At 72.7% G+C, this 23,828-nt stretch carries 17 protein-coding genes; 9 read left to right on the top strand and 8 right to left on the bottom strand.

Translation table 11 applies throughout. The features are described from left to right. Window positions 1-195 precede the first annotated feature (195 nt). Window positions 196-2,196, top strand: coding sequence for a S1 family peptidase (locus tag ETAA1_RS03675; RefSeq protein ID WP_145234407.1), 2,001 nt, complete (start codon window positions 196-198; stop codon window positions 2,194-2,196). A gap of 148 nt (window positions 2,197-2,344) precedes the next feature. Beyond that, window positions 2,345-2,824: a peptidase S1 gene (locus tag ETAA1_RS03670; RefSeq protein WP_145234405.1), complete on the top strand. Its 480-nt coding sequence runs from the start codon at window positions 2,345-2,347 to the stop codon at window positions 2,822-2,824. 59 nt (window positions 2,825-2,883) lie between these two features. Here the strand turns inward: ETAA1_RS03670 and ETAA1_RS03665 are convergent, their stop codons facing one another. Next, window positions 2,884-3,351 (bottom strand): VOC family protein, encoded by a 468-nt coding sequence (locus tag ETAA1_RS03665; RefSeq protein ID WP_238389365.1) that lies wholly within the window; start codon window positions 3,349-3,351, stop codon window positions 2,884-2,886. 178 nt (window positions 3,352-3,529) lie between these two features. Between ETAA1_RS03665 and ETAA1_RS03660 the strand changes: the two genes are divergently transcribed. Together ETAA1_RS03660 and ETAA1_RS03655 are read left to right on the top strand one after the other, a co-directional pair. Beyond that, the gene (locus tag ETAA1_RS03660) at window positions 3,530-4,141 is read left to right on the top strand and encodes an RNA polymerase sigma factor (RefSeq protein ID WP_145234401.1); all 612 of its coding nucleotides are present in this window, start codon (window positions 3,530-3,532) and stop codon (window positions 4,139-4,141) included. A 64-nt stretch (window positions 4,142-4,205) separates the two neighbouring features. Beyond that, window positions 4,206-6,512, top strand: a complete 2,307-nt coding sequence (locus ETAA1_RS03655) for a WD40 repeat domain-containing serine/threonine protein kinase (protein ID WP_145234399.1) — start codon at window positions 4,206-4,208, stop codon at window positions 6,510-6,512. Between the two features lie 82 nt (window positions 6,513-6,594). Here the strand turns inward: ETAA1_RS03655 and ETAA1_RS03650 are convergent, their stop codons facing one another. Then, on the bottom strand, window positions 6,595-6,969 hold the full coding sequence (locus ETAA1_RS03650) for a sirohydrochlorin chelatase (protein ID WP_145234397.1): 375 nt from the start codon (window positions 6,967-6,969) through the stop codon (window positions 6,595-6,597). A gap of 43 nt (window positions 6,970-7,012) precedes the next feature. Between ETAA1_RS03650 and hisG the strand changes: the two genes are divergently transcribed. The 3 genes from hisG (at window position 7,013) to ETAA1_RS03635 (ending at window position 10,011) form a co-directional block, all read left to right on the top strand. Continuing rightward, entirely contained in the window at window positions 7,013-7,891 is an 879-nt protein-coding gene (gene hisG / locus ETAA1_RS03645) for an ATP phosphoribosyltransferase (protein ID WP_145234395.1), read from the top strand. Between the two features lie 74 nt (window positions 7,892-7,965). After that, window positions 7,966-8,529: a hypothetical protein gene (locus ETAA1_RS03640; RefSeq protein WP_145234393.1), complete on the top strand. Its 564-nt coding sequence runs from the start codon at window positions 7,966-7,968 to the stop codon at window positions 8,527-8,529. 66 nt (window positions 8,530-8,595) lie between these two features. Continuing rightward, window positions 8,596-10,011, top strand: coding sequence for a Gfo/Idh/MocA family oxidoreductase (locus ETAA1_RS03635; protein ID WP_145234391.1), 1,416 nt, complete (start codon window positions 8,596-8,598; stop codon window positions 10,009-10,011). An 80-nt stretch (window positions 10,012-10,091) separates the two neighbouring features. Here ETAA1_RS03635 and dusB read toward each other — a convergent pair whose 3' ends face one another. Further along, window positions 10,092-11,189: a tRNA dihydrouridine synthase DusB gene (gene dusB, locus ETAA1_RS03630; RefSeq protein WP_238389364.1), complete on the bottom strand. Its 1,098-nt coding sequence runs from the start codon at window positions 11,187-11,189 to the stop codon at window positions 10,092-10,094. A 170-nt stretch (window positions 11,190-11,359) separates the two neighbouring features. After that, window positions 11,360-12,148 carry an NAD-dependent epimerase/dehydratase family protein gene (locus ETAA1_RS03625; protein ID WP_145234390.1) on the bottom strand — a complete coding sequence of 263 codons (789 nt, stop codon included), beginning with the start codon at window positions 12,146-12,148 and terminating at the stop codon, window positions 11,360-11,362. 68 nt (window positions 12,149-12,216) lie between these two features. On the opposite strand from ETAA1_RS03625, the gene ETAA1_RS03620 reads away from it, so the two are divergent. Both ETAA1_RS03620 and ETAA1_RS32685 read left to right on the top strand, forming a co-directional pair. Beyond that, the gene (locus ETAA1_RS03620) at window positions 12,217-13,182 is read left to right on the top strand and encodes an amidohydrolase family protein (protein ID WP_145234388.1); all 966 of its coding nucleotides are present in this window, start codon (window positions 12,217-12,219) and stop codon (window positions 13,180-13,182) included. 15 nt (window positions 13,183-13,197) lie between these two features. Then, window positions 13,198-13,851, top strand: a complete 654-nt coding sequence (locus ETAA1_RS32685; RefSeq protein ID WP_238389363.1) for a hypothetical protein — start codon at window positions 13,198-13,200, stop codon at window positions 13,849-13,851. Between the two features lie 59 nt (window positions 13,852-13,910). On the opposite strand, the gene ETAA1_RS03610 is transcribed toward ETAA1_RS32685, so the two are convergent. From ETAA1_RS03610 to ETAA1_RS03595, 4 genes are read right to left on the bottom strand one after another with little or no spacing between them, the layout of a single operon-like run. Further along, window positions 13,911-19,259 carry a neutral/alkaline non-lysosomal ceramidase N-terminal domain-containing protein gene (locus ETAA1_RS03610; protein ID WP_145234386.1) on the bottom strand — a complete coding sequence of 1,783 codons (5,349 nt, stop codon included), beginning with the start codon at window positions 19,257-19,259 and terminating at the stop codon, window positions 13,911-13,913. Window positions 19,260-19,313: 54 nt separating this feature from the next. Beyond that, complete coding sequence (locus ETAA1_RS03605) at window positions 19,314-20,033, bottom strand: polysaccharide lyase (RefSeq protein WP_145234385.1); 720 nt, start codon at window positions 20,031-20,033, stop codon at window positions 19,314-19,316. A gap of 13 nt (window positions 20,034-20,046) precedes the next feature. Continuing rightward, complete coding sequence (locus tag ETAA1_RS03600) at window positions 20,047-21,309, bottom strand: DUF1552 domain-containing protein (protein WP_145234384.1); 1,263 nt, start codon at window positions 21,307-21,309, stop codon at window positions 20,047-20,049. A 23-nt stretch (window positions 21,310-21,332) separates the two neighbouring features. Then, a complete protein-coding gene (locus ETAA1_RS03595) occupies window positions 21,333-23,714 on the bottom strand; it encodes a DUF1592 domain-containing protein (protein ID WP_202920639.1) in 2,382 nt (793 codons plus the stop codon). Window positions 23,715-23,828 lie beyond the last annotated feature (114 nt).

The raw sequence follows: 23,828 nt of genomic DNA, 5'->3' as shown, positions 1-23,828 counted from the left end.
CGCGCCCCGGCGAGCGGCCCGCGTGAGCGGGCTGTTGAACCTCGAAAGCCAGTTGGACAGGATACACAGGATGAACAGGATGCCGAACCGAGCGAGGGTTCGGTGATCCTGTTCATCCTGTTATCCTGTCCATGATTCTTGACGTGTGAACAGCCCGCTCACGCGGGCTGCTCGCTCGTCTCTTTGGCCCCGCGCATGACCGCCCTCGTTCTCGCCGCCGCGCTGCAGCCGGTGCCGCTGCCGGCGTGCGCCTGGGTCCGCGCCGAGGGCGAGACCGCCGGCGCCGGCTTCGTCGTCGATTCACAGAAGCGCTGGCTCGTCACCGCCCGCCACGTCGTCGCCGACCACACGGCCGTGGACGTGTTCTTCCCGTGGGTCGAGAACGGAACGCTCGTCACCGACCGCGCCGCGTACCTCCGCGCCCGCGGCCGGCTCCGCGAGCGCGGCCTGCTCGTCACCGGCACCGTCGTCCGCACCCACGACGCCGCCGACCTGGCTCTCGTCGAGCTGCCGTCGTTCCCGGCGGGAACGCCGGCCGTGACGCTGGCGGCGGCGCGGGTCGGCGAGCCGCTGCGCGTCGTCGGCCACCGGCTCGACCTGGACACGCTGTGGAACCGCACCAGCGGCCCGGCCCGGCAGGTCGGCGTGCTCGCTGCGGGCTACACCTGGCGCGGCCGCACCCTCGCCGCCGGCGCGGGCGTCGTGCTGGGGCAGCTGCCTATCGAGGAAGGCGACAGCGGCGGCCCGGCGTTCGATTCCCGTGGGAACTGCGTCGGCATGGCGGCGGCGCTGCGGCGGCAGGCGCCCGACGCCGCGGTCGTGATCTCGGCCGACGAAATCCGCCGGTTCCTGTCTGCCGCAGCGGACGCGCCACCGGCCGAACGGTCGAACGCAGCCGAGTCGTTGCAACGGGCGGCGGTGTGGGTACGGCCGACGGCCACCGAGCGGTTCGCGGGCGGCGTGCTGATCGACCGCGACCGCGGACTCGTCCTCTCCTCGGCGAAGGGGCTGGCCGTCGGCGACCGGGTGGGGTTGGCCTTCGCCCTGCCGCGCGGCGCGGGTGTGGTCGGCGAACGGGCGCCGTACCGCGACCCGGTCGGGCTCCAGCTGAAGGGCGCGTGGCGCGCCGCCGCGGTGCTGGCGCGCGACACCGACCGCGACCTGGCGCTGTTGCGGGTCGATTCGGTCCCCGCTTCGGCACAGGGCGTGAACCTCGCCGCGAATCCACCCGCGGCCGGCGACGCGGTCCACGCCGTCAGTCATCCCGGCGGCGTCGAGTTCGCGTTCGTGTACGCCGCGGGCGTGGTCCGGCAGCGCGGCCGGGTCGCGCTCGGCGACGGGGAGAAGGCCCCGCGCGTCGGCGCGCTCGTACTGCAACTGCCGACGCAGGCCGGGTCGCCCGGCGGGCCGGTGGCCAACGCCCGCGGCGAACTCGTCGGCGTCCTCGCGGCGCGGGACGGCGCGCAGAGCGTCGGCTACGCCGCCGATCCCGCCGAGGTCGGCGCGTTCCTCGACGCCAACGATGTCACACGGCTGCCGCGAACGCTGCCGGGGCTGGCGGCGCGGCTGAATGCGGTGCCGGGGCGCGTCGCGGCGCAGGTCGCCGTCGCGTTGGCGAGGCACGGAAAGCTGACCGACGCCCTGGCGTTCGACCCGGCGTGCCCCGAGGCGCATCTGGCGCAGGCTACGCAGCTGTTCGAGCGCGGCTTCGCGCCGCGGGAGGCGCGCGACTTCCTCGACCCCGCGCTGAGTGGCGGCCGCTTCCACGCCCCGGCGTTGCGCCTGCGGGCCGACCTGAGCGTGCGGGCCACCGACTGGCGCGCCGCCCGCGGCGACCTGGAGCGCCTCCTCGACGCCGACCCGGCCGACACCGCGAGCCGCCGCAAACTCGTGCGCGTCCTCCTGGAACTGGGCAAGGACGCCGACGCGGCCTCGGCCGTGGGCGACGCCGTCCGGGCGGACGCCGGCTCGCTCACGAACCTGGTCACTGACCTGAACGAACAGGCGGACGCGCTGGAGAAGAAATTCCCCGGCGCGCCGGGGGTGCCGGCCGGGTGGCTGGAGCGCGGGCTGACCGCGGCCCGCGACGCCCTCCCGGCCGGCCCGGGGCGCGAGGGCCTGACCGCGGCGCTCCGCCGCGCGGCGGGGGCGACCGACGCCGAGCGGCTGCGGTTGCTCCGCGGTGCGGGGCGGTAGTGGTTGCGACGGCCGGCGTTCGCCCGCACGTCCGGTTGGTTGTTGACGAGCCGCCGGGCCGGGGTTAGGCTCGCGGGGTACGACTCCAATGACCCCCGCTACACGCATCCGTACCGCGGCGGTCTCGCCCCGTGTAGGAGGTTCGCGGATGAAACTGGCTTCCGGAAAGCGGCTCGTCCTGCTCGGCGTCGCCGCGACGGCACTGGTCGGGTTCGGCGACCGGGCCGTGTCGCAGGACGTGTCCCTCGCCCCGACGTTCGGCTCGGCCCGCCTCAAGGGCGGCTTCGAGCCCGACCCGTTCGTGGTGCCCGACATCGTCACCGGCGGCAACGTCCAGACCGACAAGGGCGGCGTCACCGCCTGGATCTCGAAGGCTCCGGACTACCGCCTGAACTACACCACCGGCGAGTTCAAGCTGACCATCAAGTTCGCCAGCAAGGGCGACACCACGCTGCTCATCAACACGCCCGACGGCAAGTGGGTGGCCGACGACGACAGCGACGGCGACGACAACCCGCGGATCACGTTCAACAACCCGAAGACCGGCCAGTACGACATCTGGGTCGGCAGCTTCGAGAAGAAGAACGAGAAGGGCACGCTCATCATCACCGAGAAGAAGCAGAAGTAAATGACGACTGACGAATGACGAACCGCGTCATTCGTCAGTCGTCATTCGTCATTCGTCATTCAGCCGGCCGCCGGCGCCTGACCGCCGCAGAACGCCGCGAACGCCGCCTCCGCCGCGGCCTTCTGCTCCGCGGTCAGCGGGTGGCTGAACGACCAGTCGTGGCCGAACGGGTCCGTCACCTTCCCGTACCGGTCGCCCCAGAACATGTCGTCGGCCGGCATCGTCACCGTCGCGCCGGCGGCGGCCGCCTGGGCGATGGCGGCGTCGGCGTTCGCCACGCACAGGTGGATCGTCACCGGGCTCGGCCCCTGCGGCGCGCGGCTGACGCCGCCGCAGTACTCGGGGAAGTCGTCGGCCAGGAACAGGTCGGCGCCGGCCACCTTGAGGTGGGCGTGCATCAGCCGGCCGCTCCCGCCCGGGTCGGGCATCACCATCACCTCCTCCGCCCCCAGCGCCGCCTTGTAGAAGTCCACCGCCTTGGCCGCGCCCTTCACCACCAGGTGCGGCACCAGCACGCTCGTCGTCACGTCGGCCTCCGTCGTTGAAAGTATCCGGGTGTTCACCACCACCCCACGCATCGGCCGGCGGTGATGTTGGACGTGAACGAATCCGGCCGGCGGGTCGTAGAATGCCCGGGCTTCCCTTCCGCACGGGCGCGTGTAATGGCCGCCGCCGGCCGCCGGTATTCCCTGTAGGACCGCCCGCATGGCCGAACCCCCCGCCACCCGGGTGACCCTGCTCGCCCGCATCCGCGACGGCCGCGACGCCGCCGCGTGGGGGGAGTTCGTCCGGTTGTACGGGCCGGTCGTGTACGGGTTCGCCCGGAACCGCGGGTTGCAGGACGCCGACGCCGCCGACCTGATGCAGGACGTGATGCGGAGCGTGGCCCGGAACGCCGCGAAGCTGGAGTACGACCCGAAGCGCGGCACCTTCCGCGGGTGGCTGTACACCATCACGCGGAACAAGATTTACAACTTCCTGTCGGCGCAGCGGCACCGCCCGCGGGCCAGCGGCGACCCGGACGCGAAGGAGCAGCTGGACGCCGCCCCGGCCCGCGAGGAGGCCGGCCCCGACGCCGACTGGGAGAAGGAGTACCAGCGGAAGCTGACCGACCGGGCGATGGAGGTCGTGAAGGCCGAATTCCAGCCGGCGACGTGGCAGGCGTTCTGGGGCACGGCCGTGGACGGCAAGCCGGCCGCGGAGGTCGGGGCCGGGCTGGGGATGTCGCCGGGGGCGGTGTACGTGGCCAAGAGCCGCGTGATCGCCCGCCTGCGGGACGAAGTGCGAACGATGATGGACGACGAGGACGGCGAGTAGCGGGGCGAGCCACCCGCCGCCTGACGGACCGCCGGCGACACTCGACACCGAACACGAAACGATCATGCCTCCCGACACCCCCCACCCGCACGACTGCCCCGCGACCGGCGAGTTGGACCGGCTCATCGTCGGCCGGCTCGGCGAGGCGCGCGCCAAGGCCGTCACCGCGCACCTCGACCGCTGCCCCGAGTGCCAGCTCCGCATGGAGTCGCTGGCGGCCGGCGGCGACCCGCTCCTCACCACCACCGTCCGCCAGTGCGTCGCCGACCGGCCGCCGCCCGACTCGGCGTTCTGGCCGGCCCTCTCCGCCGCCGCCGCCGAGGTGTCGGCCACGGCCCTGATGCCGCCGCCGTCGGCCGCCACGCCGCGGTCCGGCAACCGCACCGGCGAGTACAAGCTGTCGTTCCTCCGGCCCACCACCACACGCGGCCGGATCGGCATGCTCGGCACGTTCGACGTGATCGCCGAGATCGGCCGCGGCGGCATGGGCGTGGTGCTCCGCGCCCACGACCCGTGCCTGGAGCGCGAGGTCGCGGTGAAGGTGCTCGACCCGCAGCTGGCCGACAACGAGGTGGCCCGGCAGCGGTTCTGCCGCGAGGCCCGCGCCGCCGCCAAGCTCACGCACGAGAACCTCGTCGCCGTCCACACCGTGGACGAGGACGCCGAGAGCGGCCTGCCGTACTTCGTGATGCAGCTCGTCACCGGCGAGTCGCTGGAGCAGCGCATCCGCCGCGCCGGGAAGATGAGCGCCGCCGAGGTGGCGCGGCTCGGCCAGCAGGCCGCGGCGGGGCTGGCGGCGGCGCACAAGGAAGGGCTCATCCACCGCGACATCAAGCCCGGCAACATCCTCCTGGAGGCCGGCACCGACCGGGTGAAGCTGACCGACTTCGGGCTGGCCCGCGCCGCCGAGGACGTGAAGCTGACGCGGACCGGGTTCGTCGCCGGCACCCCGCTGTACATGGCCCCCGAGCAGGCCCGCGGCGACACCGTGGACGCCCGCTCCGACCTGTTCAGCCTCGGCAGCGTGCTGTACGAGGCGGCCACCGGCGTCGCCCCGTTCGACGGCAAGACGCCACTGGTGGTGCTCAACCGCGTCACCGACGACACCCAGCCGCCGCTGCGGGCGGTGACGCCGGACGTGCCGCACTGGCTGTCCGACGTGGTGGACCGGCTGCTGGAGAAGCGGCCCGCCGACCGCTTCCAGACGGCCCAGGAGGTGGCCGACATCTTCACCACCGAACTGTCGCGCCTCCAGGCCGGGCAGCCGTCGGAGCAGTCCGGGGTGTGCGGCGGCTCGGTGTACGCCCGCCGCCGGCACATCTGCATGAAGTCCGTCGGCCGGGTCGTGCTGCCGTGGGTCGGCGGCGCGGTCGCCGGCGTGCTCGCCGCCGCGCTGCTGGTCCCGCCGCGGACCGTCGAGGTGGCCGTGCCCACCCCGACGCCCCCCGCCACCGCGGCCGAGCCCGACCCGGGGCCGGAGCCGAAGCACACCATCGCCGGGAAGGCCGGGCCGGTGTGGAGCGTGTCGTACACGCCGGACGGTAGCGCCATCGTGGTCGGCTCCGAGAACGGCATGGTGCGGTTCATCGACACGGCGAAGTGGACGTTCAACCGCAACTTCTCCCGCGGCAGCGGCACCGTCTGGGCCGTGGACGCCGCCGGGGACGGCAAGTCGGTGGCGGTCGTCACCGACGACGCCATGGTGCGCGTGTACGACCTGGCGACGGGCGAGTTCCGCGTCTTCCCGCACCCCACGTCGGCGCGGACGGCGGCGTTCAACGCCGACGGGTCGAAGCTGGCCACCGGCGACCGCAACTCGACGCTGCGGGTGTGGGACACGCAGACGCAGGTGCCGATCGAGTTGGTCGGGCACACGGGCACGATCCACGGCGTGGCGTTCAGCCCCGACGGCGGCAAACTGGTGAGTAGCGGCAGCGACGGCGCCGTGAAGCTGTGGACGCTGGCCAAGTACCGCGTCGGCGGCCCGAACGCGGAGCTGCCGGTGAAGCTGGACCTGCACGAGGGGCCGGTGTACGCGGTGGCGTACAGCCCCGACGCTTCCGTGCCGCGGGTGGCGAGCGGCGGCTGGGACCAGACGGTCCGCGTCTGGAACGCGACGAGCGGCGGGCAGGAGCAGGTGCTGCGGCACGCCGGCGACGTGTGGTCGCTGAACTTCAGCCGCGACGGCAAGCTGCTGGCGTCGGCGAGCCAGGACGGCACGGTGAAGGTGTGGGACGTGGCGACGGGCGCCGAGCGGCAGTCGTTCCGCGCCGGCGGCCGGCCGCTGCACTCGGTGCGGTTCGCCCCGGACGGCCGCACCCTGGCCGCCGCCGGCCGCGACGGCACCGTGCGGGTGTGGGAAGTGAAGTGACGGGATTTTATGATTGATGATCGGTGATGGATGAAGGGGAGATACGAGCAGATTTGCAGCTCTGCACTCCTCCATTCATCCATCACCGATCATCAATCATCAAGCCCGAAGCCGCTCGCTCCTCCAAAATGTCGATCAACCCCGCGTGCCCGCCGAGCGGCGCCGCGAGCACGAACCGCACGCCGTGGAACGCCGCCGTCAGCCGGTCGCGCGCCGCCGTCAGGTCTTCGACGACGTGCTTCCCCGGCGACAGGAAGTACGGCAGCATCACCACCACCGTCGCGCCGCGGCCGGCGCACAGCGCCCCGCCGCCGTCGATCGACGGCTCGGCCAGCTCCAGGAACGACGGCTGCACGTCCGGGTGGCCGCGGGCGCGGAGTTGCGCCGCGACAAACTCCAGGTCGGCGTTCGCCTCGGCCCGGCGGCTCCCGTGCGCGATCAGCAGCAGCGATGTCATGAGGTGAGTGTACGCCGCCCGCCGCCCGCCGTATCCTTTCCCGATGAGCAACCAACTGAAGCTGGGTCTCCCCGCCGGCTCCCTCCAGGACGCCACCGCCGAGCTGTTCCGCAAGGCCGGCTACAAGGTCACGTTCGCCAGCCGTAGCTACTACCCCACGATCGACGACCCGGACATCCACTGCACCCTCATCCGCGCCCAGGAGATGGCCCGGTACGTCCGCGACGGGTCGCTCGACTGCGGCCTCACCGGGCACGACTGGGTCGTCGAGAACGACGCCGAGAAGGACGTGGTCGAGCTGGCAGAGCTGGTGTTCAGCAAGGTCAGCCGGCGGCCGGTGCGCTGGGTGCTGGCCGTGCCGAACGACTCGCCGATCCAGACGCCGAAGGACCTGCAGGGGAAGCGGATCGCCACCGAGGTGGTGAACATCACCCGCAAGTGGCTCGCCTCGCACGGCGTGACGGCGAGCGTGGAGTTCAGCTGGGGCGCCACCGAGGTGAAGCCGCCGAAGCTGGCCGACGCCATCGTCGAGGTGACGGAGACGGGCAGCAGCCTGAAGGCGAACAACCTCCGCATCGTGGCCGACCTGCTGACGAGCACGACGCGGTTCATCGCCAACCCGGCCGCCGCCGCCGACCCGTGGAAGCGGCAGAAGATGGACGACCTGGTGCTGATGCTGAAGGGGGCGATGGCGGCGGAGGGGAAGGTCGGGCTGATGATGAACGTGCCGCGCGAGAAGCAGGCCGCCGTGGTGGCGCTGCTGCCGGGGCACAAGCCGACGCTCTCGGCGCTGTCCGACCCCGAGTGGGTGGACGTGCTCGTCATTCTGACCGAGAACGAGGTGCGCCAACTGATCCCCTCCTTGAAGCGCGCCGGGGCGTGCGGCATCGTCGAGTTCCCGCTCAACAAGGTCATCGACTGAGCGAGTCGTTACAGCTTGTGACACACGCGCGGCCCGCAATGTGGTTCAATGGCAGCGTCCCCCGGAGCCGTGCCATGCGCCTTGCCGTCGCCGTCGTGTTGTTCGCGTCCGCCGCCCGCGCCGACGAGCCGTCCCGCCTGTCCGTCGTGACGGCGAAGTCGCAGCCGGCGATCGAGTCGGTCAGCGTCTATCGGGCCGTCGCGCAGGCGCGCGAGGCGCGGGCGAAGGCAATCGTCACGGCCACGAAGCTCGACCAGCCCATCACCCTGCCCGACCGCGGGCCGTTCACGTTCTTCGTGACGCCGAAGGGCGGCAAGCAGGTGGTCGTCGGGCAGGTCGTGACCGTCGAGCCCGGCAAGACGCACACGATCAAGCTCGTCGAGAAGCTCGGCGTCGTCGACGTGTTCCGGCGCGACGACTCGCCGCGCGTGGGGAGGATCGTGGTCACCGACCCGTTCGACGCCGGCCCCGACGAGAAGGGGCACGTCGCGGTGCAGTCGGCCAACGACTTCCGCGTCGAGATGCTGGTGCCAGAGGGCGACTACGCCGTGTGGGTGGTGCCGGAGAACGGCGCCCGGGCGGTCCGCGTCGCGGACCGGATTCGCGTGCTGGCGGGGCGAATCGTGCGCGTGGACTAGCGGGCGCTGGACACGCGGCGGGCGGGCGGATACCTTCGCCCCATCGCTCTCCCCCGAGGTTCCCGCATGACCCGCCGCGTCAGCCGCCGCCGCGCCCTCGCCGCCGCCGGCTACCTCCTCACCGGCCCCGCCTTCTCCGTCACCCGCGCCGCCGGGGCCAACGACCGCCTCCGCGTCGCCGGCATCGGCATCGGCGGCAAGGGTTCGTCCGACATCGACCAGGCCGGCCGCGAGATGGAGGTCGTCGCCCTCTGCGACATCGACGACCAGCGGCTCGACCAGAAGGCCGCCACCTTCCCGCGGGCCGCGAAGTTCTTCGACTACCGCACCCTGTTCGAGCGCGCCGCCGGCACCTTCGACGCCGTCGTCGTGTCCACCGCCGACCACCACCACGCCCCGGCCGCGATGCTGGCCATGCGGCAGCGCAAGCACGTCTACTGCCAGAAGCCGCTGACCCACACCGTCGAGGAGGCGCGCCTCCTGCGCGAGGCCGCGGCGCGCTACAAGGTGTGCACCCAGATGGGGAACCAGGGCTCGGCGCTGAACGGCCTCCGCCGCGCCGTCGAGCTGGTCCGCGGCGGCATCATCGGTACCGTGGCCGAGGCGCACGTCTGGACGAACCGCCCGGCGCAGTACTGGAAGCAGTCGCCGGACATCACGGCGCGGCCGACGGAGGCGCCGGTGCCGAAGCACGTCCACTGGGAGGAGTGGATCGGGCCGGCGCCGATGCGGCCGTACGCGGTGGCGTTCGCCCCGCGGCCGGCGTACCACCCGCACGACTGGCGCGGGTTCTGGGACTTCGGCACCGGCGCCCTCGGCGACATGGCCTGCCACACGGCGAACATGCCGTTCCGCGCCCTGAACCTGGACGCCCCCGAGTCGGTGGTCGCGCAGGCCGGCGAGATCAACGCCGAGACGTTCCCCGCGTGGGGCCACATCCAGTACAAGTTCCCAGCCCGCAACTCGCAGCCGGCGGTGACGCTCCACTGGTACGAGGGGAAGCGCGGCACGAACAAGGTGCTGCCGCCGGCCGAGCTGGTGTCGAAGGTGCTGCGGCCCGGCGAGCAGCTGACCGACAGCGGCTCGCTCCTGGTCGGCGACAAGGGCATCCTGTTCAGCCCGAGCGACTACGGCAACCGCTGGCGGATCGTGCCCGACGCGCTGGCGATGGGCCGACAGCTGGAGCGCCCCGAGACGATTCCCGCGGGCGCGACGACCGACCAGGGCGGCGCCCACGACGCCTACCAGAAGAAGGAGTGGGCCGACGCCATCCGGGCGGGCCGTCCCGAGATGGCGTTCAGCAACTTCGACTACGCCGGCCGGCTGACGGAGGCGATGCTGCTGGGGAACATCGCGGTGCGGTTCGCCGGCACCGAGATCCGCTGGGACGCGGCGAAGGCGGCGATCAGCAACAACGAGGCGGCGAACCGGCTGGTACGGAAGGAGTACCGCCGCGGCTGGGACGTGGTACGGGGCCAATGACTCGGGAATGACGAAGGACGAATGACGAAGGACGAGAACCGGTGTCGTCATTCGTCATTCGTCCTTCGTCATGTGCCGCGTCACCAGTGGCTGATGGGGCCGGCCGGCACCGCGACGTGCGCCTGCTGCGCGTCGTACTCGCTCCACCCCGGCGGCGGCTCTGCCGCGAACGGCGCCACCAGCTCCTCGAACTGCGCCAGGTTCTCCAGCATCACCAGCGCCGCCTGCGTGCGCTTCGGCATCCGCAGCGCCTTCGTGTACCACGTCGCCACCTTGCGGAACTGCACGCACCCGTACTTCTCGCCGCCGCGCCAGTCGATCAGCCGGCGCAGGTGGAGCCGCATGAAGTCGAGCCGCTCGTGGTACGTCGCCCGGGGGCCGGGGTCGCCGGTCCGCACCCAGCGGTCGAACTGGCGGAACACCCACGGGTTCGCCAGCGCCCCGCGGCCCAGCGCGATGCCGTGACACCCCGTCTCGTCGATCATCCGCGCCGCGTCGGCCACGCTCCGCACGTCGCCGTTGCCGTACACCGGGATGCGCTGCACCGCCTCCACCACGCGCCGGATGCCGTCGTGGTTGACGCCGCCGCTAAACCCCTGCTCGCGCGTCCGGCCGTGGATGGTGAGCGCTGCCACGCCGGCCTGCTCGAACTCGCGGGCAAAGAACGGCGCCGTGAGTTGGTCGTCGTCCCAGCCGAGCCGCATCTTCACCGTCACCGGCACCGTCACCGCCTCCACGACGCGGCGCACCAGCGCGACGGTGGCGCCGGAGGTGTCGCACAACATGCTGGATCCGCCGCCGGTCTTCACGACCTTGCGGACCGGGCAGCCCATGTTGATGTCGACGCCGTCGGCCTTTTCGTGGGCCACGAGCCACGCCGCGGCGCGGCCCATCTCGTCGGCGTTGCTGCCGAAGATTTGCACGAACAGCGGCCGCTCCGCGGGCGCGGTGGCGAGCAGTTCCTGAGTCTTCTTCAGGCCTTCGAGGATGGCGCGGGCGTTGACGAGGTCGCTGGTGCAGAGGCCGACGCCGCCGATCTCGCGGACGGACAGGCGGAACGGCAGGTTGGTGTACCCGGCGAGCGGGGCGAGGTTGAACCGCGACGCCATCGGGATGCCGCCGATGGCGACGGGCTCGCGGTACCAGGCCGGCGGCGGCGGGAGGTCGGGCTGCGTCATGGGTGTAGTTTACGGCCCTGCGAGCCGACCGCCCTCAGGCGGCTGGTGGGTCGGACGCACCGGAGTTTAGACAGGATAACAGGATGAACGGGATGCCGCACCGAGATCATCAGCCCGGTTCGGCATCCCGTTCATCCTGTTATCCTGACTAAACTGCTTTTTCCTTCGCGTCACGCGAACTCCGACGCCCCCGTCGGCCAGCTCTCGCGCGGCTGCCACCCGAGCAGGCGCCCGGCGTCGCTCAGGTCGTACCGCGGGGCGTGGAGGTGCCGGCTGGTCGCATGGACGACCGCGTAGTCCGGCAGGTTCGCGGCCTCGACTGCCGCGGCGAAGAAGCGGCCGGCGTCGCCGGGGCTGAAGAACACGTCCTGGAACAGCTCCGACGCGGCGATCTCGGCGACCTGCCCCGGGTCGCGCGGGCACCACCCCAGCCGCACGGCCAGCACCTGCATGCCGTGCTCCTTCGCGTACACCTGGCCGAGCGCTTCGAGGAACACCTTCGTCGCCGCGTACAGGTAGCGCGGCTTGTACGGGTGCGCCGCCGTGACCGGCGTGGTCCCCTCGATCAGGTGCCCGCCGATGACCTGCCCCGTGCTGGCGAGCACGACGCGCGGGATGTTCAGAACGCGGCACGTCTCCATGATCTGATAGGGGGCGATCACGTTGTTCGGCACGAGCTCCGACAGGAAGTTATCGCCGTCGTCTGGGGCTGCGCCGCGGGGGTAGCGGGCGTCGTCGGGCGTGGCGGCGAGGTGGATGATGCAATCGACGCCGGCCGCGGCCTTCCGCAGCGCCTCGACCTCGCCGAGCGGCCCGACGACGGACTGCGCCGCAGGAATGCCGGGGGTCGGGCGGAGGTCGAAGCCGACGACGTGGTGCCCGCGGGCGGCCAGCTCGCGGACGGCGGCCCGGCCGACGCGCCCGGCGGAGCCGGTGACGAGAACGCGCTTGGTGATCATCGCGTCAGTTTATGGCGGGTCCGCGGCGGCGGTGCTACAATCGCCCGCACCTCACCCCGGGGACTCGTATGAACCGCCGCGACTTCCTGGCCGCCTCCGCGGCCGCCACCGCCTCCCCCGTCCTCGCCCAGCCGGAGCGCCAACCCGTGACCCCCGCACCCGCCTTCCCGATCGTCGACACCCACCAGCACCTGTGGGACTTGCAGCGGTTCAAGCTCGCGTGGTTCAACCCCGCCACGCCCGAGGGGAAGATTCTCGGCCACAACTTCCTGTCGCCGCAGTACGCCGAGGCCACCCGCGGCGTCGGCGTCGTGAAGGCGGTGTACATGGAGGTGGACGTGGTGCCCGAGCAGCAGCAGCAGGAGGCCGACTTCATCGTCGCGCTGTGCGAGGCCCGCAACACGCCGACGTGCGCCGCGGTCGTCAGCGGCCGGCCGAACGCCGACGGGTTCGCCGCCTACGCCCGCCAGTTCCGCGGCCACCGCTACGTGAAGGGGATCCGCCAGGTGCTGCACGTCGCCGGCGTGAACGCGGCGTACTTCCTCGACGAGAAGTTCGTGGCCGGCATCAAGCTGCTGGGCGAGCTGGGGCTGAGCTTCGACCTGTGCGTGCGGCCGGAGGAGTTGCCCGACCACATCAAGCTGGTGGACCAGTGCCCGAACACGCGGTTCATCCTGGACCACTGCGGCAACGGCAAGCTGACGCACACGATGGCCGAGCGCGACCGGTGGCGGCGCGACATGGCCGAGATGGGGAAGCGGAAGAACGTGGTGGGGAAGGTGAGCGGGTTCATCGCGTCGGCCCCGGCCCGCGGGAAGTGGACGCTGGACGACCTGGCGCCGATCGTGAACCACACGCTCGAAGTGTTCGGCCCCGACCGGGTGATGTTCGGCGGCGACTGGCCGGTGTGCCTGCTCGGCGTCGAGAAGTATTCCGACTGGGCGGGGGCGCTGAAGGCGATCGTCGCGGACCGGCTGGCGGACCAGCAGCGGAAGCTGTTCCACGACAACGCCGTGCGGGTCTACGGCATCTGACCGGGGGCGCCGACCGTGACCGAAGCCGAGTGGCTGGCGAGTGACGACCTCGGCCGGATGCTTTACTTCCTGCGCGGACAGCTCAGCAGTCGGAAAGGCCGGCTGTTGGCCTGTGCGTGCTACCGGCGGAAATGGAAGTACGTCACCGACGAGAGGTGTCGCACGGCGGGCGACGTCGCTGAAGCGTTCGCCGATGACGAGGACCGGATTGGCGATCTTGACCTTGTTTGCGAGACTGCTTGGTCAGCCAGGAATGAGTGGCTGTCTAAGCAGGGTAGTCAGGGCAGAATGGTTCGGATCGCTACTGCCGCGCATTGGTTGACCCGGTCAGAGCCTGCGTGTCTGACTGTCGCGTCCGAACTGGCCAGGATTCCTGTCGATAGCGCCCGAGCACGAAGCACCGAAACCGCTGAGCAGGTTCGCCTTCTCCGCGACATCTTCGGCAACCCATTTCACCCCGTCGCGCTCGACCCCGCGTGGCGGACCGAGGCCGTCGTCGGCCTCGCCCGCGGCGCCTACGAGGACCGCGCCTTCGACCGCCTGCCGGTGCTGGCCGACGCGCTGGAGGACGCCGGCTGCGCCGACGGCGCCGTGCTCGCCCACTGCCGCGGGCCGGGGCCGCACGTCCGCGGGTGCTGGGTCGTCGATCTCGTTCTGGGGAAAACGTGAGCGCGGGCTGTCGGCTCGGGGGCGGGAGCGCGCGCTGACATCCGCGTGAGCGATTCGGGTCACGGGCCGAGCGCCCGCACCGCCCGGGTGCGGACCGCCTCGTCCGGGTGCCGCCGCAACGCTTCCTTCTGCGCCACCGTGAGCCACGCCGCCGGCACCGACCCCGCCTCCACGCCCGACAGCAGCGCGGCCGCGCGGTCGGTCGTCCGCAGCAGCGCGGCCACCGCGAGGGCGCGGTTCCCGGCGGTCAGGTCCGGGAGCGCCTTCACCAGCAGCGGACCAACGTCGGCGTGGTTCACGTCCGCGAGGCCGCTCACCGCGCCCATCTGCAACTCGGCGTGCGCCGCCTTCGCCAAATACTTCGTGAGGCGCGGGCGGGCGGCGTCCCAGCCGTCGAGGGCGACGAGGCGGAGGGCGTCGTAGCGGGTGCCGGGCGGCAACTTCTCGTCGTCGGCCATCGCGTGCGCCCGCGGCAGCACCGCCTTCCAGCGGGCCGCGAGCGCGGCGTCGTCCTTCGTCAGCTCGGCGACGCGCGCCGCGGGCCACACGCCCACCTGACTCAGGCCGTTCACCACACCACCGCCGAGCGCGACCGCCTGCCAGTCGCGGAGCGGGTCGCCCACCTTCGGCAGCGCCGCGTCGAGGAGGGCGCGCAGGGTTGCGGCGTCGTTCGCCTTGCCGGCGGCGAGCGTCACGGTGAAGACGCGCGGGATGCGGCGGTACTCCTCGGCCGCGTCGCCGGCCTTCAGGTCGGCGGTGAGCGCCCGCAGCTCGTCCGCGGGGGAAGCGGCCTTCCCCGCGACCGGGGTTTGCCCCGGCGGCACGAGGTAGACCGTCCGCAGGTCGAGCAGCGCGCCGCGGACGGGGCCGTCGGGGCGGACGGTGACGCGGGCGGCGCCGGCCGGAAGGTTCAGCGTGCCGAGCTTCACCGTGCGGTAGCGGGCCCACCCGCCGGTGGACGCGACCTTGCCGCGGAGCACCGCGTCGCCGGCGTCGAGCACAAGGGCGTTGCCGGCGGAGTCGGGCGCGCAGGCGTAGTCGAGGTACACGTCGAACGCGGACGCGGCGGGGTTGCGGACGTGCCACACGGCGTGGTCGGCCTCGCCGTGCCAGTAGCCGAGGTTGCCGAACTCCGCCTCGAACGTGATCGCCCCGCCGTACACGAACGCCGCACTCGTCCGCAGCGCCGCCGACCCGTCGCGGACCGTCACCTCCGCCGGAGTGTTGCCGGCAAGCCGCTTCGGCGGCGCGTCGGTGGTCGTGAGGTAGGCGAGCAGGTCGGCGAGGTCGCGCGGCGGCAGGTCCTTTTCGAGCCCCTCGGGCATCAGCGACTTGGCCGTGCCGCGGAGCGCGACGAGGTCGGCACGCAGGATCGTGTCGTCCTTCCCCTGCTGGCCGCGGAGCGTGACCGCCGCCGCCGTCTCGGCCGCGAGGAGCCCCGCGACGGTTCGACCGTCGGCCGTCTCGGCGCGGTACTCCACGAACCGCGAATCGACGTTCCGGTTGGGGTCGAGAATTTCGGTCAGGAGGTAGAGCGGGCTCTTGTTCGCCAGCGCGGCGAGGTCCGGGCCGACGGCGCTGCCGACGCCGCCGAGCGCGTGACAGGCGGCGCAGGCGCGGGCGAACACGGCCTTGCCGCGGTCGCGGTCGCCGGCCAGCGCGAGCGCCGGGCGCGCGGCCTCGACCACCTTCGCCCGGTCCGGGTCGGACGCGCCCGCGAACCGCTTCGCCGCGCGCTCCCGCACCGCCGCGTCGGGGTGGCCGGCGAGCCGCTGGCGGCGGCCGGCGTCGATCAGGCCGGCGGGAATCGTTCCCTTCTCGACGGCGTCGAGGAGCGCCGGCGCCCACGCCGGGCGGCCGAGGAGCGTGTCGAGAAGGCGGCCGCGGAGGGTGGGCGTCGCCCCGGGCCAGGCGGCGACGAGGGCGGCGGGAACGGCGTCGTCCGTCTGGCGGGCGAGGGCGGCGAGCGCGGCCTGCTGTACGGCGGCGGGGCGTGTCGCGGCCAGCTGCGCCGCGAGGCGGGCGAGGTCGTCGCGGCGCGCCGCCGGGTCGCGGCCGAGGAGCGGGGCGGCGGCGAGAAGCTCGGCCTCCGTTGAAGCGGGCGCGTCGATCGTGACACGGGCCGACGCGACCAGCGGGGCGAGCGCCGCCCGCGTCGGCTCCGGCAGCTTCTCCCACGACCGACCGCGGCGGGCGAGGGCGTCGAGCGCGCCGGTCGCTGCGGTGAGCTGCCACGTCCGGTACGTCCCGTCGGCGGACTTCGTCGCGGCGTCGAGCAGGCCCGGCAGCGCGGCCCCGTCGCCGGCAGCGGCGGCGGTGGCGAACAGGTCGCGGACGAGCGGCGGGGGCGGCCCGTCTGGCCCGGCGGCAGCGAACAGCGCGGCGGCAAACGACGGCAAGTTATCGGCCGTCAGACTGCTCACCGCCGCGGCCGTCAGGTACGGGTCGCCCTTCGCGTCGAGCGCGAGCCGCGCCAGCACCGCGCCGGCCTTCGCGTCGCGCCATACGCCGAGGGAATACGCCGCCTGCACCCGCACCGGCACGTCGGGGTCGGCAGCCAGATTCGCCACGGCCGCGGCGATCGCGGGGTCGGCCAGGCGCGACTCGGCCGCGCGGGCCGCGTGGCGGCGGACTGTCGGGTCGGCGTCGGCGAGTGCCCCCGCGAGCGCGGCGGGTGAGAGCTTCCCGAGCGCGTCGAGGGTGCAGAGCGCGTGCAATCGAGCGAGCGGGCGCGATCCCGTCGCCAGCAGCGCTTCGAGCGGCGCGACCGCCGCCGGGTCGGCGTTCCAGATCAGCTCCATCATTGCGCCGTCGCGCTGGACGCCGTTCGGGCTGTCGAGCGCCGCCACGAGAGCCGGCGTGGCCAGCTCGCGGACGCGCACCCACGGGCCGAGCGGGCCGGCTTCGGGCCGCACGCGGTAGAGGCGGCCGAGCCCGGCCCCGGCGCGCGGGTCGACCTTCGCGCGCTCCGCGTCGGGCAGGAACTTCGGGTGCTCGATCAGGAACCGGTACATGTCGGCGACCCACAGCGCGCCGTCGGGGCCGGTCGTGGCGTGGACCGGGCGGAACCACGGGTCGGACGACGCCAGGAACTCGCCGGCCGCGTCCTCGGGGGCCCGCGCCGCCGTGAAGTTGGCGCCGGCCGGCGTCAGCACGCGGCGGTGGACGAGGAGGTTCACCGGCTCGCAGGTGAAGGCGTTGCCGGTGAAATTGCCGCCGAGCAGGTCGTCGCGGTAGACGCCGAGCCCGCACGCGGCGGTGACCGAGTTCGGCGGGCCGGACAGGGCGTAGCGCGTGCCGGCGGCGAGCGGGAACAGCCGGTCGCCGCCGACCAGCACCGCGGTGCCGCTCGGGTACGCCACAGCCGGGTTCCGCGCCAACTCGTGGTCGGCGAGGGTGTAGTGCTTCAGGAGCGTGCTGTTGTCGCAGCCGAACCAGTTGCCGGCGTCGTCGCGGACGCGGCCCTGCTGCGTCCGGCCGGTCGCCGGCTCCAGCTCGCCGGTGTCGGGCTTGATGCGGAAGTCGCGGTCGCCGAGGGCGTGGGTCTTCCCCGTCTTGTGGCTCACGATCGCGCCGCCGAACAGGCCGCACGAGCCGTGGACCCAGCCGTCGAGGCCGTACTGCAAGCTGTTCACCCGGGCCTGGTAGTTCTGCGTGCCGAAGCCCGAGTACAGCTTCGTCACCACGTCCGCCTTGCCGTCGCCGGTCGTGTCCGCGGCGAAGAGGATGTCCGGGGCGGCGCACACCAGCACGCCGCCGCGCCACGGCAGCAGCCCGGTCGGGAAGGGGAGGTTGTCGAGGAACACGGTCGAGGTGTCGAGCACGCCGTCGCGGTCGCGGTCTTCCAGAACGACGACGCGGCCGCCGGGGTCGAACTTGCCGTCGGTGCGGCCGGTCGGGTAGTCGGCCATCTCGGCCACCCACACCTTCCCGTCCGGCCCGAAGGCCACGGCCACCGGGTCGGCGACGAGCGGCTCGGCGGCGGCGAGTTCGACCTTCAGCCCGGCCGCGGCGTGGATGCGGGCGAGCGACTGGTGCGGCGACAGCGGCCGCGACCCGCCGTTCTTCGCGGGATCGACCTTCGCCGCGAACGCCTTCAGCTGCTCCGTCACGGCGCCGACGATGCGGTCTTCGAGGCCCGGCCGGAACGGCACCGGCTGGTCGTAGTAGATCATCGCCCCGCCGCCCTCGTAGCCGCCCTCCTTCAGCACGCGCTCGCTCGGGATGTAGCACGGGGCGTGGTTCGCGTAGGCGGTCACCCACAGGCGGCGGCCGTCGAGTTCGCCCTTGAGCCTGCGCGAATAGTCGACCACCACCTCGCCCGGGAGGTGAACCATCGCCAGCCCATCGGCGAAGGCCCACGTCTGGACCGGGTACGGGACGGAAGTCGGCAGTTTCTCCCCGCGGTCGAGGCGGGCCAGGTTCACGCGAGCGTGGTGGCCGACGGCGTCGGCGCGCTTCGCCTTCTCCTCCCACTCCGCGCGGGTAGGGAGCGCGGCGAGCGGCAGGTCGAGCGTCGCCACGCGCGCGGTGATCGGGCCGCTCACGCGCGTCAGCGGCGCGGTGAGGAGGCGGCGGACCTCGGCGGCGATCTCGCGGCCCTGCACGCGCGCCGCTTCGAGGTTCTCGCCGGTCACGCCGGAGGTCGGGTTCTGGTCGGCCCCGCAGCCGACGGCGACGAGCGCGACGGCGCCGGGGTGGTCGTCCTCGACCGCCGCCGCGGCGTACCCCGGCCAGTCGCCGCCGAGGCGGTTGTGCGACAGGGTGACGGCGTGGCAGGCGTAGCCGAGGTAAACGGCGCGCACGGCCCCGGCCGCGTCGCGGACAACGAGCACCGGAAGGTCGTGGTCGGTCGGCCCGCCGCGGGTGCGACGGTTCATCGCGAACGTCGCCGAGCCGACGCCCCACTCCAGGCGGCCGGGCTTCAGGTCGGCCAGCGCCGCGAGCGCGGCTTCTTCGAGCTTGTCGAGGAACACAGGCGTGTACTTGTCGATGTTCGCCTGGTGCGCGTTCGGGATGGGGACGCCGAACAGCGTGGGGTTCGCGCCGGTGAGCATCGGCCCGGTGTGCGTGTGGGTGGCGGTGACGGACAGCCGCTCCTTCGGCAGCCCGGCCTTCTTCGCCAGCCGGCGGGCGAGTTCGTCGTGGACGTCGGCGGGGATGCCGAGCACGTCCACGGTAAGGAGGACGACCGGCGCCGTGCCGTCGTGGACGGCGAGCCCCCGCGCCCACAGCTTCTGGTACACGCCGTCCGACTCGGCGCGCCGGCTGCCGAACCCGTTCAGGCGGATCGGGTGCGCCGGGGTGATGTCCGCCTTGGCGACGCCGACCTTGAGCGCGGGCGGCTGCGCGGCGGCCGCGGCGGGGACGAGGGCGGCGGCGAGGGCGAGGAGAACGGGCCGACGCATGGGGGCTCCTCCGAGTCGGTCGTGGTGTTCCCGGTCGTGTCCGGCCCCGCCGCGTCAGGGTGAGGCGGGGCGGGGTCGGCGGGGCGTCACGTCGTCCAGCGTGGTCGCCTCGGTCACGTGGTCGATCACGATCGTCTCGGGCACGGCGCTCGTCTCGCGGAGTAAGCCGAGTTGGAGGAAGGCCGCGTTTTCGTCGCGGAGCGTCGCCGTCTTCGTGCGTGGCACGACCTGCTCCCCGTCGAACCACACCTCGACGAACCCCTTCCCGGGGTCGCGCGACCACAGGACGTGGACGGCGAAGTCGTGCCACCGGCCCGCCGTCATTTTTCCCCTGCCGGACCAGTGGCGGGCGTACGGCACGCGGGTCGTGAACAGGACGTCCTCGCCCTTCACCTCGAACGCCATCAGCTGGCTCCAGGTGTTCCGCGTCTCGAAGTACGCGAGCGAGTGGGTGGCGTCGGTGAGCCGTTTCGGCAGGTACACGCTCCAGCCGAAGTACCGCTCCGCCCCCTCGGCCGTGCCGGGCGGCGCGGGCTGGTGCTGGAACTCGATGCGGTCGAGCTTCCCCTTCCGCGCCGCGTCGGTCCCGTCGATCCGCACCGCGTACTTCCCCTCGCGCACGGGGTCGCGGACGACCGTGACGCCGGCCTTGGGGGCGGCCTTCCACTGCGACGTGTCGCCCGTCTCGAAGTCGCCGCGCCAGATCACCTCCGCGGAGGAGGAGGCCGCCGACAGCGCGAGCAGCGGGAGCAGGGCGGCGAACCGACGGCTCATGGCGTCCCCCGTTTCAGCCGACCGGGTCGAGGCCGGTGAGCGTGCTCGTGCCGGAGCTGAACCGGTCCGTTTCGACCCCCAGCCGCTGCAACATGCTGACGAACAGGTTGCACAGCGGCGGCGGGTTCTCGGGGTTGAACCGCAGGTGCTTGCCGTGCCGGAACCCGCCGCCGGCGAGGAGGACCGGCAGGTTCCGCACCGAGTGGCTGCTGCCGTCGCCCAGGTTGCTGCCGAGGAAGACCGTCGTGCGGTCGAGGAGCGTCGCCCCGTCCTCCCGCGTCTGCTTGAGCTTGGCGAGCAGGTCGCGGACGACCTTCATCGTCTCGCTCTCCACTGTCTTGAGCTGCTCTAACTTCCCCGGGTCGCGGCCGTGGTGGGACAGGTCGTGGTGGCCGAGCGTCACCCCCGGGATCGGCGGGACGTAGGTCGAGCCGCCCAGCATGATCGTGACCAGCCGCGTCGAGTCGGTCTGGAGCGCCAGGTGGGTGAGGTCGAACAGCAGCCGCGTGCGGCCGAGCAGGTCCGCGGCGTTGGGGATGTCCCGCGGCGGCTCGGCGCTCACCTTCGGCTTGGGCGTCCGGGCCCACGTCTCGTCGCGCGCCAGCCGCCGCTCCAGGTCGCGGACGCTGGTCATGTACTCGTCGAGCCGGTCGCGGTCGCCGGCGCCGAGGCCCGACCGCAGCGCCGCGGCCTGCCCGCCCACGTCGTCGAGGATGCTGCGGCCGTCCGCGAGGCGGGCGACCTGCGCGCGAACCTCCTCGGGCCGGCCGTCGAGGAACAGCCGGGCGAACACCCGCGCCGGCGACGTGGCCGCGGGCACCAGCGCGCCGGTGCGCGTCCACGACAGGCCGGCGCCTTCGCCCGACAGGGCCAGGCTCGGGAACCGCGTCCGCCCGCCGATGTGCTCGGCGGCGTACTGGTCGAGCGAGATCGAGTTCCGGAACCCGGGGCGCCCGGCGTTCTGCGCGCCGGTCAGGAAGCTGGCGGAAGCCTGGTGGGCGAACCCCGGGCTCTGCCCCGCGTGCGCCAGCCCGGACACCACGGTGATGTCGCGGCGGAAATCCTTGAGCACGTCGAGGTAGGGGGTCAGCTCGTAGTCCGCGCCGTCCTTCTCCGGGAAGAAGTACGGCGGGTGGAGCCCGAGCGGCGTGCAGACGCAGACCATGCGGCGCCGCGGCTGCGCGGCCCGGTCGTCGCCGCGCGCGAGGGCGTCGAGGCACGGGAGCGCCAGCGACACGCCGGCGGCGCGGAGGAGCGTGCGACGGTGGAGGGTCACGGGAGTACCTCGGTCGTCAGGACTCACTTACTCTGGAACAGCCGGCTCTGCACCACCTCGTGGACGAGCGCCCGGAAGCTGTAGTTCTTCTCGCGGACCCGGGCGACGATCCCCTCGACCTCCGGCCGGTCGGCCGACGTGGGCGCGCCGCCGGTGGCGTAGGTCAGCAGCCGTTGGGTCATCGCGCGGGCGAGCTGGTCACGGTCGCGCAGCAGGAGTTGCCGGAACTCGTCCACGTCCTTGAACCGCGCCCCGTCCGGCAGCGCGTCGGCCGGGTTCACGTCTGGACCCTTCTTGTACCGCATGGTGCGGCCGTCCACGACCGCCGGGCCGCCGGCTCCGACGCTCCGGTAGTAGTCGCGCCAGCCGCCGATCACGTCGAAGCTCTCCAGCGCGAACCCCGGCGGGTCGATCTTCGCGTGACAGCCGGCGCACTCGGCCCGCGCCCGGTGCTTCGCCAGCTGCTCGCGGATCGTCGTCGCGCCGCGAATGTCCGGCTCGACGGCCTCCACGTCCACCGTCGGCTTCGGCGGCGGCGTGCCGAGGATGCGATCGAGTACCCACGACCCGCGCTGGACCGGCGACGTGGTGGTGCCGTTGGCCGTCACCTTCATCACGGCCGCCATCGTGAGGACGCCGCCGCGGTGGCTCCCCGGCGGCAGCGCCACGCGCCGGAACTCCTGGCCGGTCACGCCGGGGATGCGGTAGTGCCGCGCCAGCCGGCCGTTGAGCAGCGTGAAGTCGGAGGCCACGAACGTCGTCAGGGGCAGGTCGTTCTTGAGCACCTCGTCGAAGAACAGCTGCGCCTCCTTCACCATCGCCGTCTTGAGGATGTCGTCGTACTCCGGGTAGAGCGCCGGGTCGGGGGCGGTGTCGTCGATCTTGCGGAGGTCGAGCCACTGGCCGGCGAAGTTCTCGGTGAACGCGGCCGCCTTCCGGTCCCTCAGCATCCGCTCGACCTGAGTGCGCAGCGTGCCGGCGTCGGTCAGCTTCCCGGCCGCGGCGAGGGTGAGGAGTTCCTCGTCGGGCATGGAACTCCACAGGAAGTACGACAGCCGGCTGGCAAGGGCGAAGTCGTCCAGCCGGCCGGGCTTCTCGCGCAGGAACAGGAAGTGCGGCGAGACGAGCGCGGCCTTGTACCCGACGCGCATCGCCTGCTCGAACGAGAAGCCCGCGTCCAGCTTGGCCTTCACGCGGGCCAGGAACGGCTTCACCTCGTCGTCGGTCACCGGCCGGCGGAAGGCCCGCGGGAGGAAGCCGCGGAGGAGGCGCTCGGCGTCGGCCAGCGGTTGCGTCGACGCGACCTCCAGGCGGTTCTTGTCCTCCGGCGTCGGGGCCGGCGCCTGCTTCAGGTCGCCGAACAGCCGGCGGTGACTCGCGGGCGGCCAGGTGTCGTGCAGCGGCCCCTCGACTTCCACCCACTGCACGGCCAGGCCCGGCCCGGTGTACTTGTCCGCCCCCACCTTCTCGATCACCGGCGGCGTCACGCCGAGCCCGTCCACGACGAGCCGCATGCAGTTCTTCGCCTCCAGCTTCTCGACGAACTCGATCACCGTCGGCCGGCCGGGCGGCACGTCGTGGTAGCCGACGATCCGCTCCTCGGTCACGGCCGTGAGTGTGCCGGCGGTCACGTGGAAGGTGACGGGCTTGTCCGTCTGGAAGGCGTAGGCCGAGATGCGGACGCGGTAGTTGCCGCGGAAGTGCGTGCGGAAGTTCCACAGGGTGACCTGGATGTTCGCTGACACCCACGAGCCGAAGATGGCGACCGAGTCCTCCAGGTGTCGGTAGACGCTGCCGGTGGGCCGCACCGACTTCTCGTCCTTGATGTCGTAGCGCTTCTTCAGCAGCCACGGCCGCGGCCCGTTGGCCACCGCGGCGTCGAGCACCTTGTCGGCGGCTTCGAGGTACTGCTCCATCAGGAACGACGAGACGTGCAGCGCCTCGGCGGCGTTGTCGAACCCGTTCGCGGCCGCGTCCGGGGGGAGCAGGTCGGTCAGGTCGAGGTCCACGCCGAGCAGGTCGCGGACGGTGTTCTGGTACTCGGCGCGATTGAGCCGGCGCAGCGGGACGCGCCCCTGCACCGCCTGCGCCGCCGAGGCCCGCCCGTTGACCCACCCGACCAGCGCGGCGACATCCTTCTCCGCCGGGCGGGCCTTCCCTTTCGGCGGCATGGCCCCGGACTCGACCTGCTCCAGTACCGCGGCCCAGCGCTCGCGGTTGGCCTTGTCGCTGAAGTCCGACGTGAGGCTGTCGAGGCGGAACTGGCCCTTCGCCTTGTCGCCGGTGTGGCACGCCTGGCAGTGTTGTGCGAAGAGGGGCGCGGCCGGGCCGACCTTGGAGGCGGGGTCGGCCGGCCCGCTCGCCCCCTGGCCTTGCAACCCGAGCCCCGCGACCAGCGCGAGCATCAACGGGTATCGTCCGCCGCGGCCGCGGCGGTTGGTCCGACACGGTGGCGACAGTGTCGCGGGCATGGGCCGATCCCCCGACTCGGGCTTTCGACAGCCGGACGACCGAAGTGC

It is taken from the genome of Urbifossiella limnaea (assembly GCF_007747215.1).
Classification (GTDB): Bacteria; Planctomycetota; Planctomycetia; order Gemmatales; family Gemmataceae; genus Urbifossiella; species Urbifossiella limnaea.
Note: the sequence above shows the minus strand (reverse complement) of the source record. Positions and strands in the feature narration are given on the sequence as shown.

Excerpts from the sequence above, each read along its gene's own strand:
- ETAA1_RS03675 (WP_145234407.1), top strand. The coding sequence starts at position 196 with ATGACCGCCCTCGTTCTCGCCGCCGCGCTGCAGCCGGTGCCGCTGCCG.
- ETAA1_RS03670 (WP_145234405.1), top strand. The coding sequence starts at position 2,345 with ATGAAACTGGCTTCCGGAAAGCGGCTCGTCCTGCTCGGCGTCGCCGCG.
- ETAA1_RS03660 (WP_145234401.1), top strand. The coding sequence starts at position 3,530 with ATGGCCGAACCCCCCGCCACCCGGGTGACCCTGCTCGCCCGCATCCGC.
- ETAA1_RS03655 (WP_145234399.1), top strand. The coding sequence starts at position 4,206 with ATGCCTCCCGACACCCCCCACCCGCACGACTGCCCCGCGACCGGCGAG.
- ETAA1_RS03650 (WP_145234397.1), bottom strand. The coding sequence starts at position 6,969 with ATGACATCGCTGCTGCTGATCGCGCACGGGAGCCGCCGGGCCGAGGCG.
- hisG (WP_145234395.1), top strand. The coding sequence starts at position 7,013 with ATGAGCAACCAACTGAAGCTGGGTCTCCCCGCCGGCTCCCTCCAGGAC.
- ETAA1_RS03640 (WP_145234393.1), top strand. The coding sequence starts at position 7,966 with ATGCGCCTTGCCGTCGCCGTCGTGTTGTTCGCGTCCGCCGCCCGCGCC.
- ETAA1_RS03635 (WP_145234391.1), top strand. The coding sequence starts at position 8,596 with ATGACCCGCCGCGTCAGCCGCCGCCGCGCCCTCGCCGCCGCCGGCTAC.
- dusB (WP_238389364.1), bottom strand. The coding sequence starts at position 11,189 with ATGACGCAGCCCGACCTCCCGCCGCCGCCGGCCTGGTACCGCGAGCCC.
- ETAA1_RS03625 (WP_145234390.1), bottom strand. The coding sequence starts at position 12,148 with ATGATCACCAAGCGCGTTCTCGTCACCGGCTCCGCCGGGCGCGTCGGC.
- ETAA1_RS03620 (WP_145234388.1), top strand. The coding sequence starts at position 12,217 with ATGAACCGCCGCGACTTCCTGGCCGCCTCCGCGGCCGCCACCGCCTCC.
- ETAA1_RS03610 (WP_145234386.1), bottom strand. The coding sequence starts at position 19,259 with ATGCGTCGGCCCGTTCTCCTCGCCCTCGCCGCCGCCCTCGTCCCCGCC.
- ETAA1_RS03605 (WP_145234385.1), bottom strand. The coding sequence starts at position 20,033 with ATGAGCCGTCGGTTCGCCGCCCTGCTCCCGCTGCTCGCGCTGTCGGCG.
- ETAA1_RS03595 (WP_202920639.1), bottom strand. The coding sequence starts at position 23,714 with ATGCTCGCGCTGGTCGCGGGGCTCGGGTTGCAAGGCCAGGGGGCGAGC.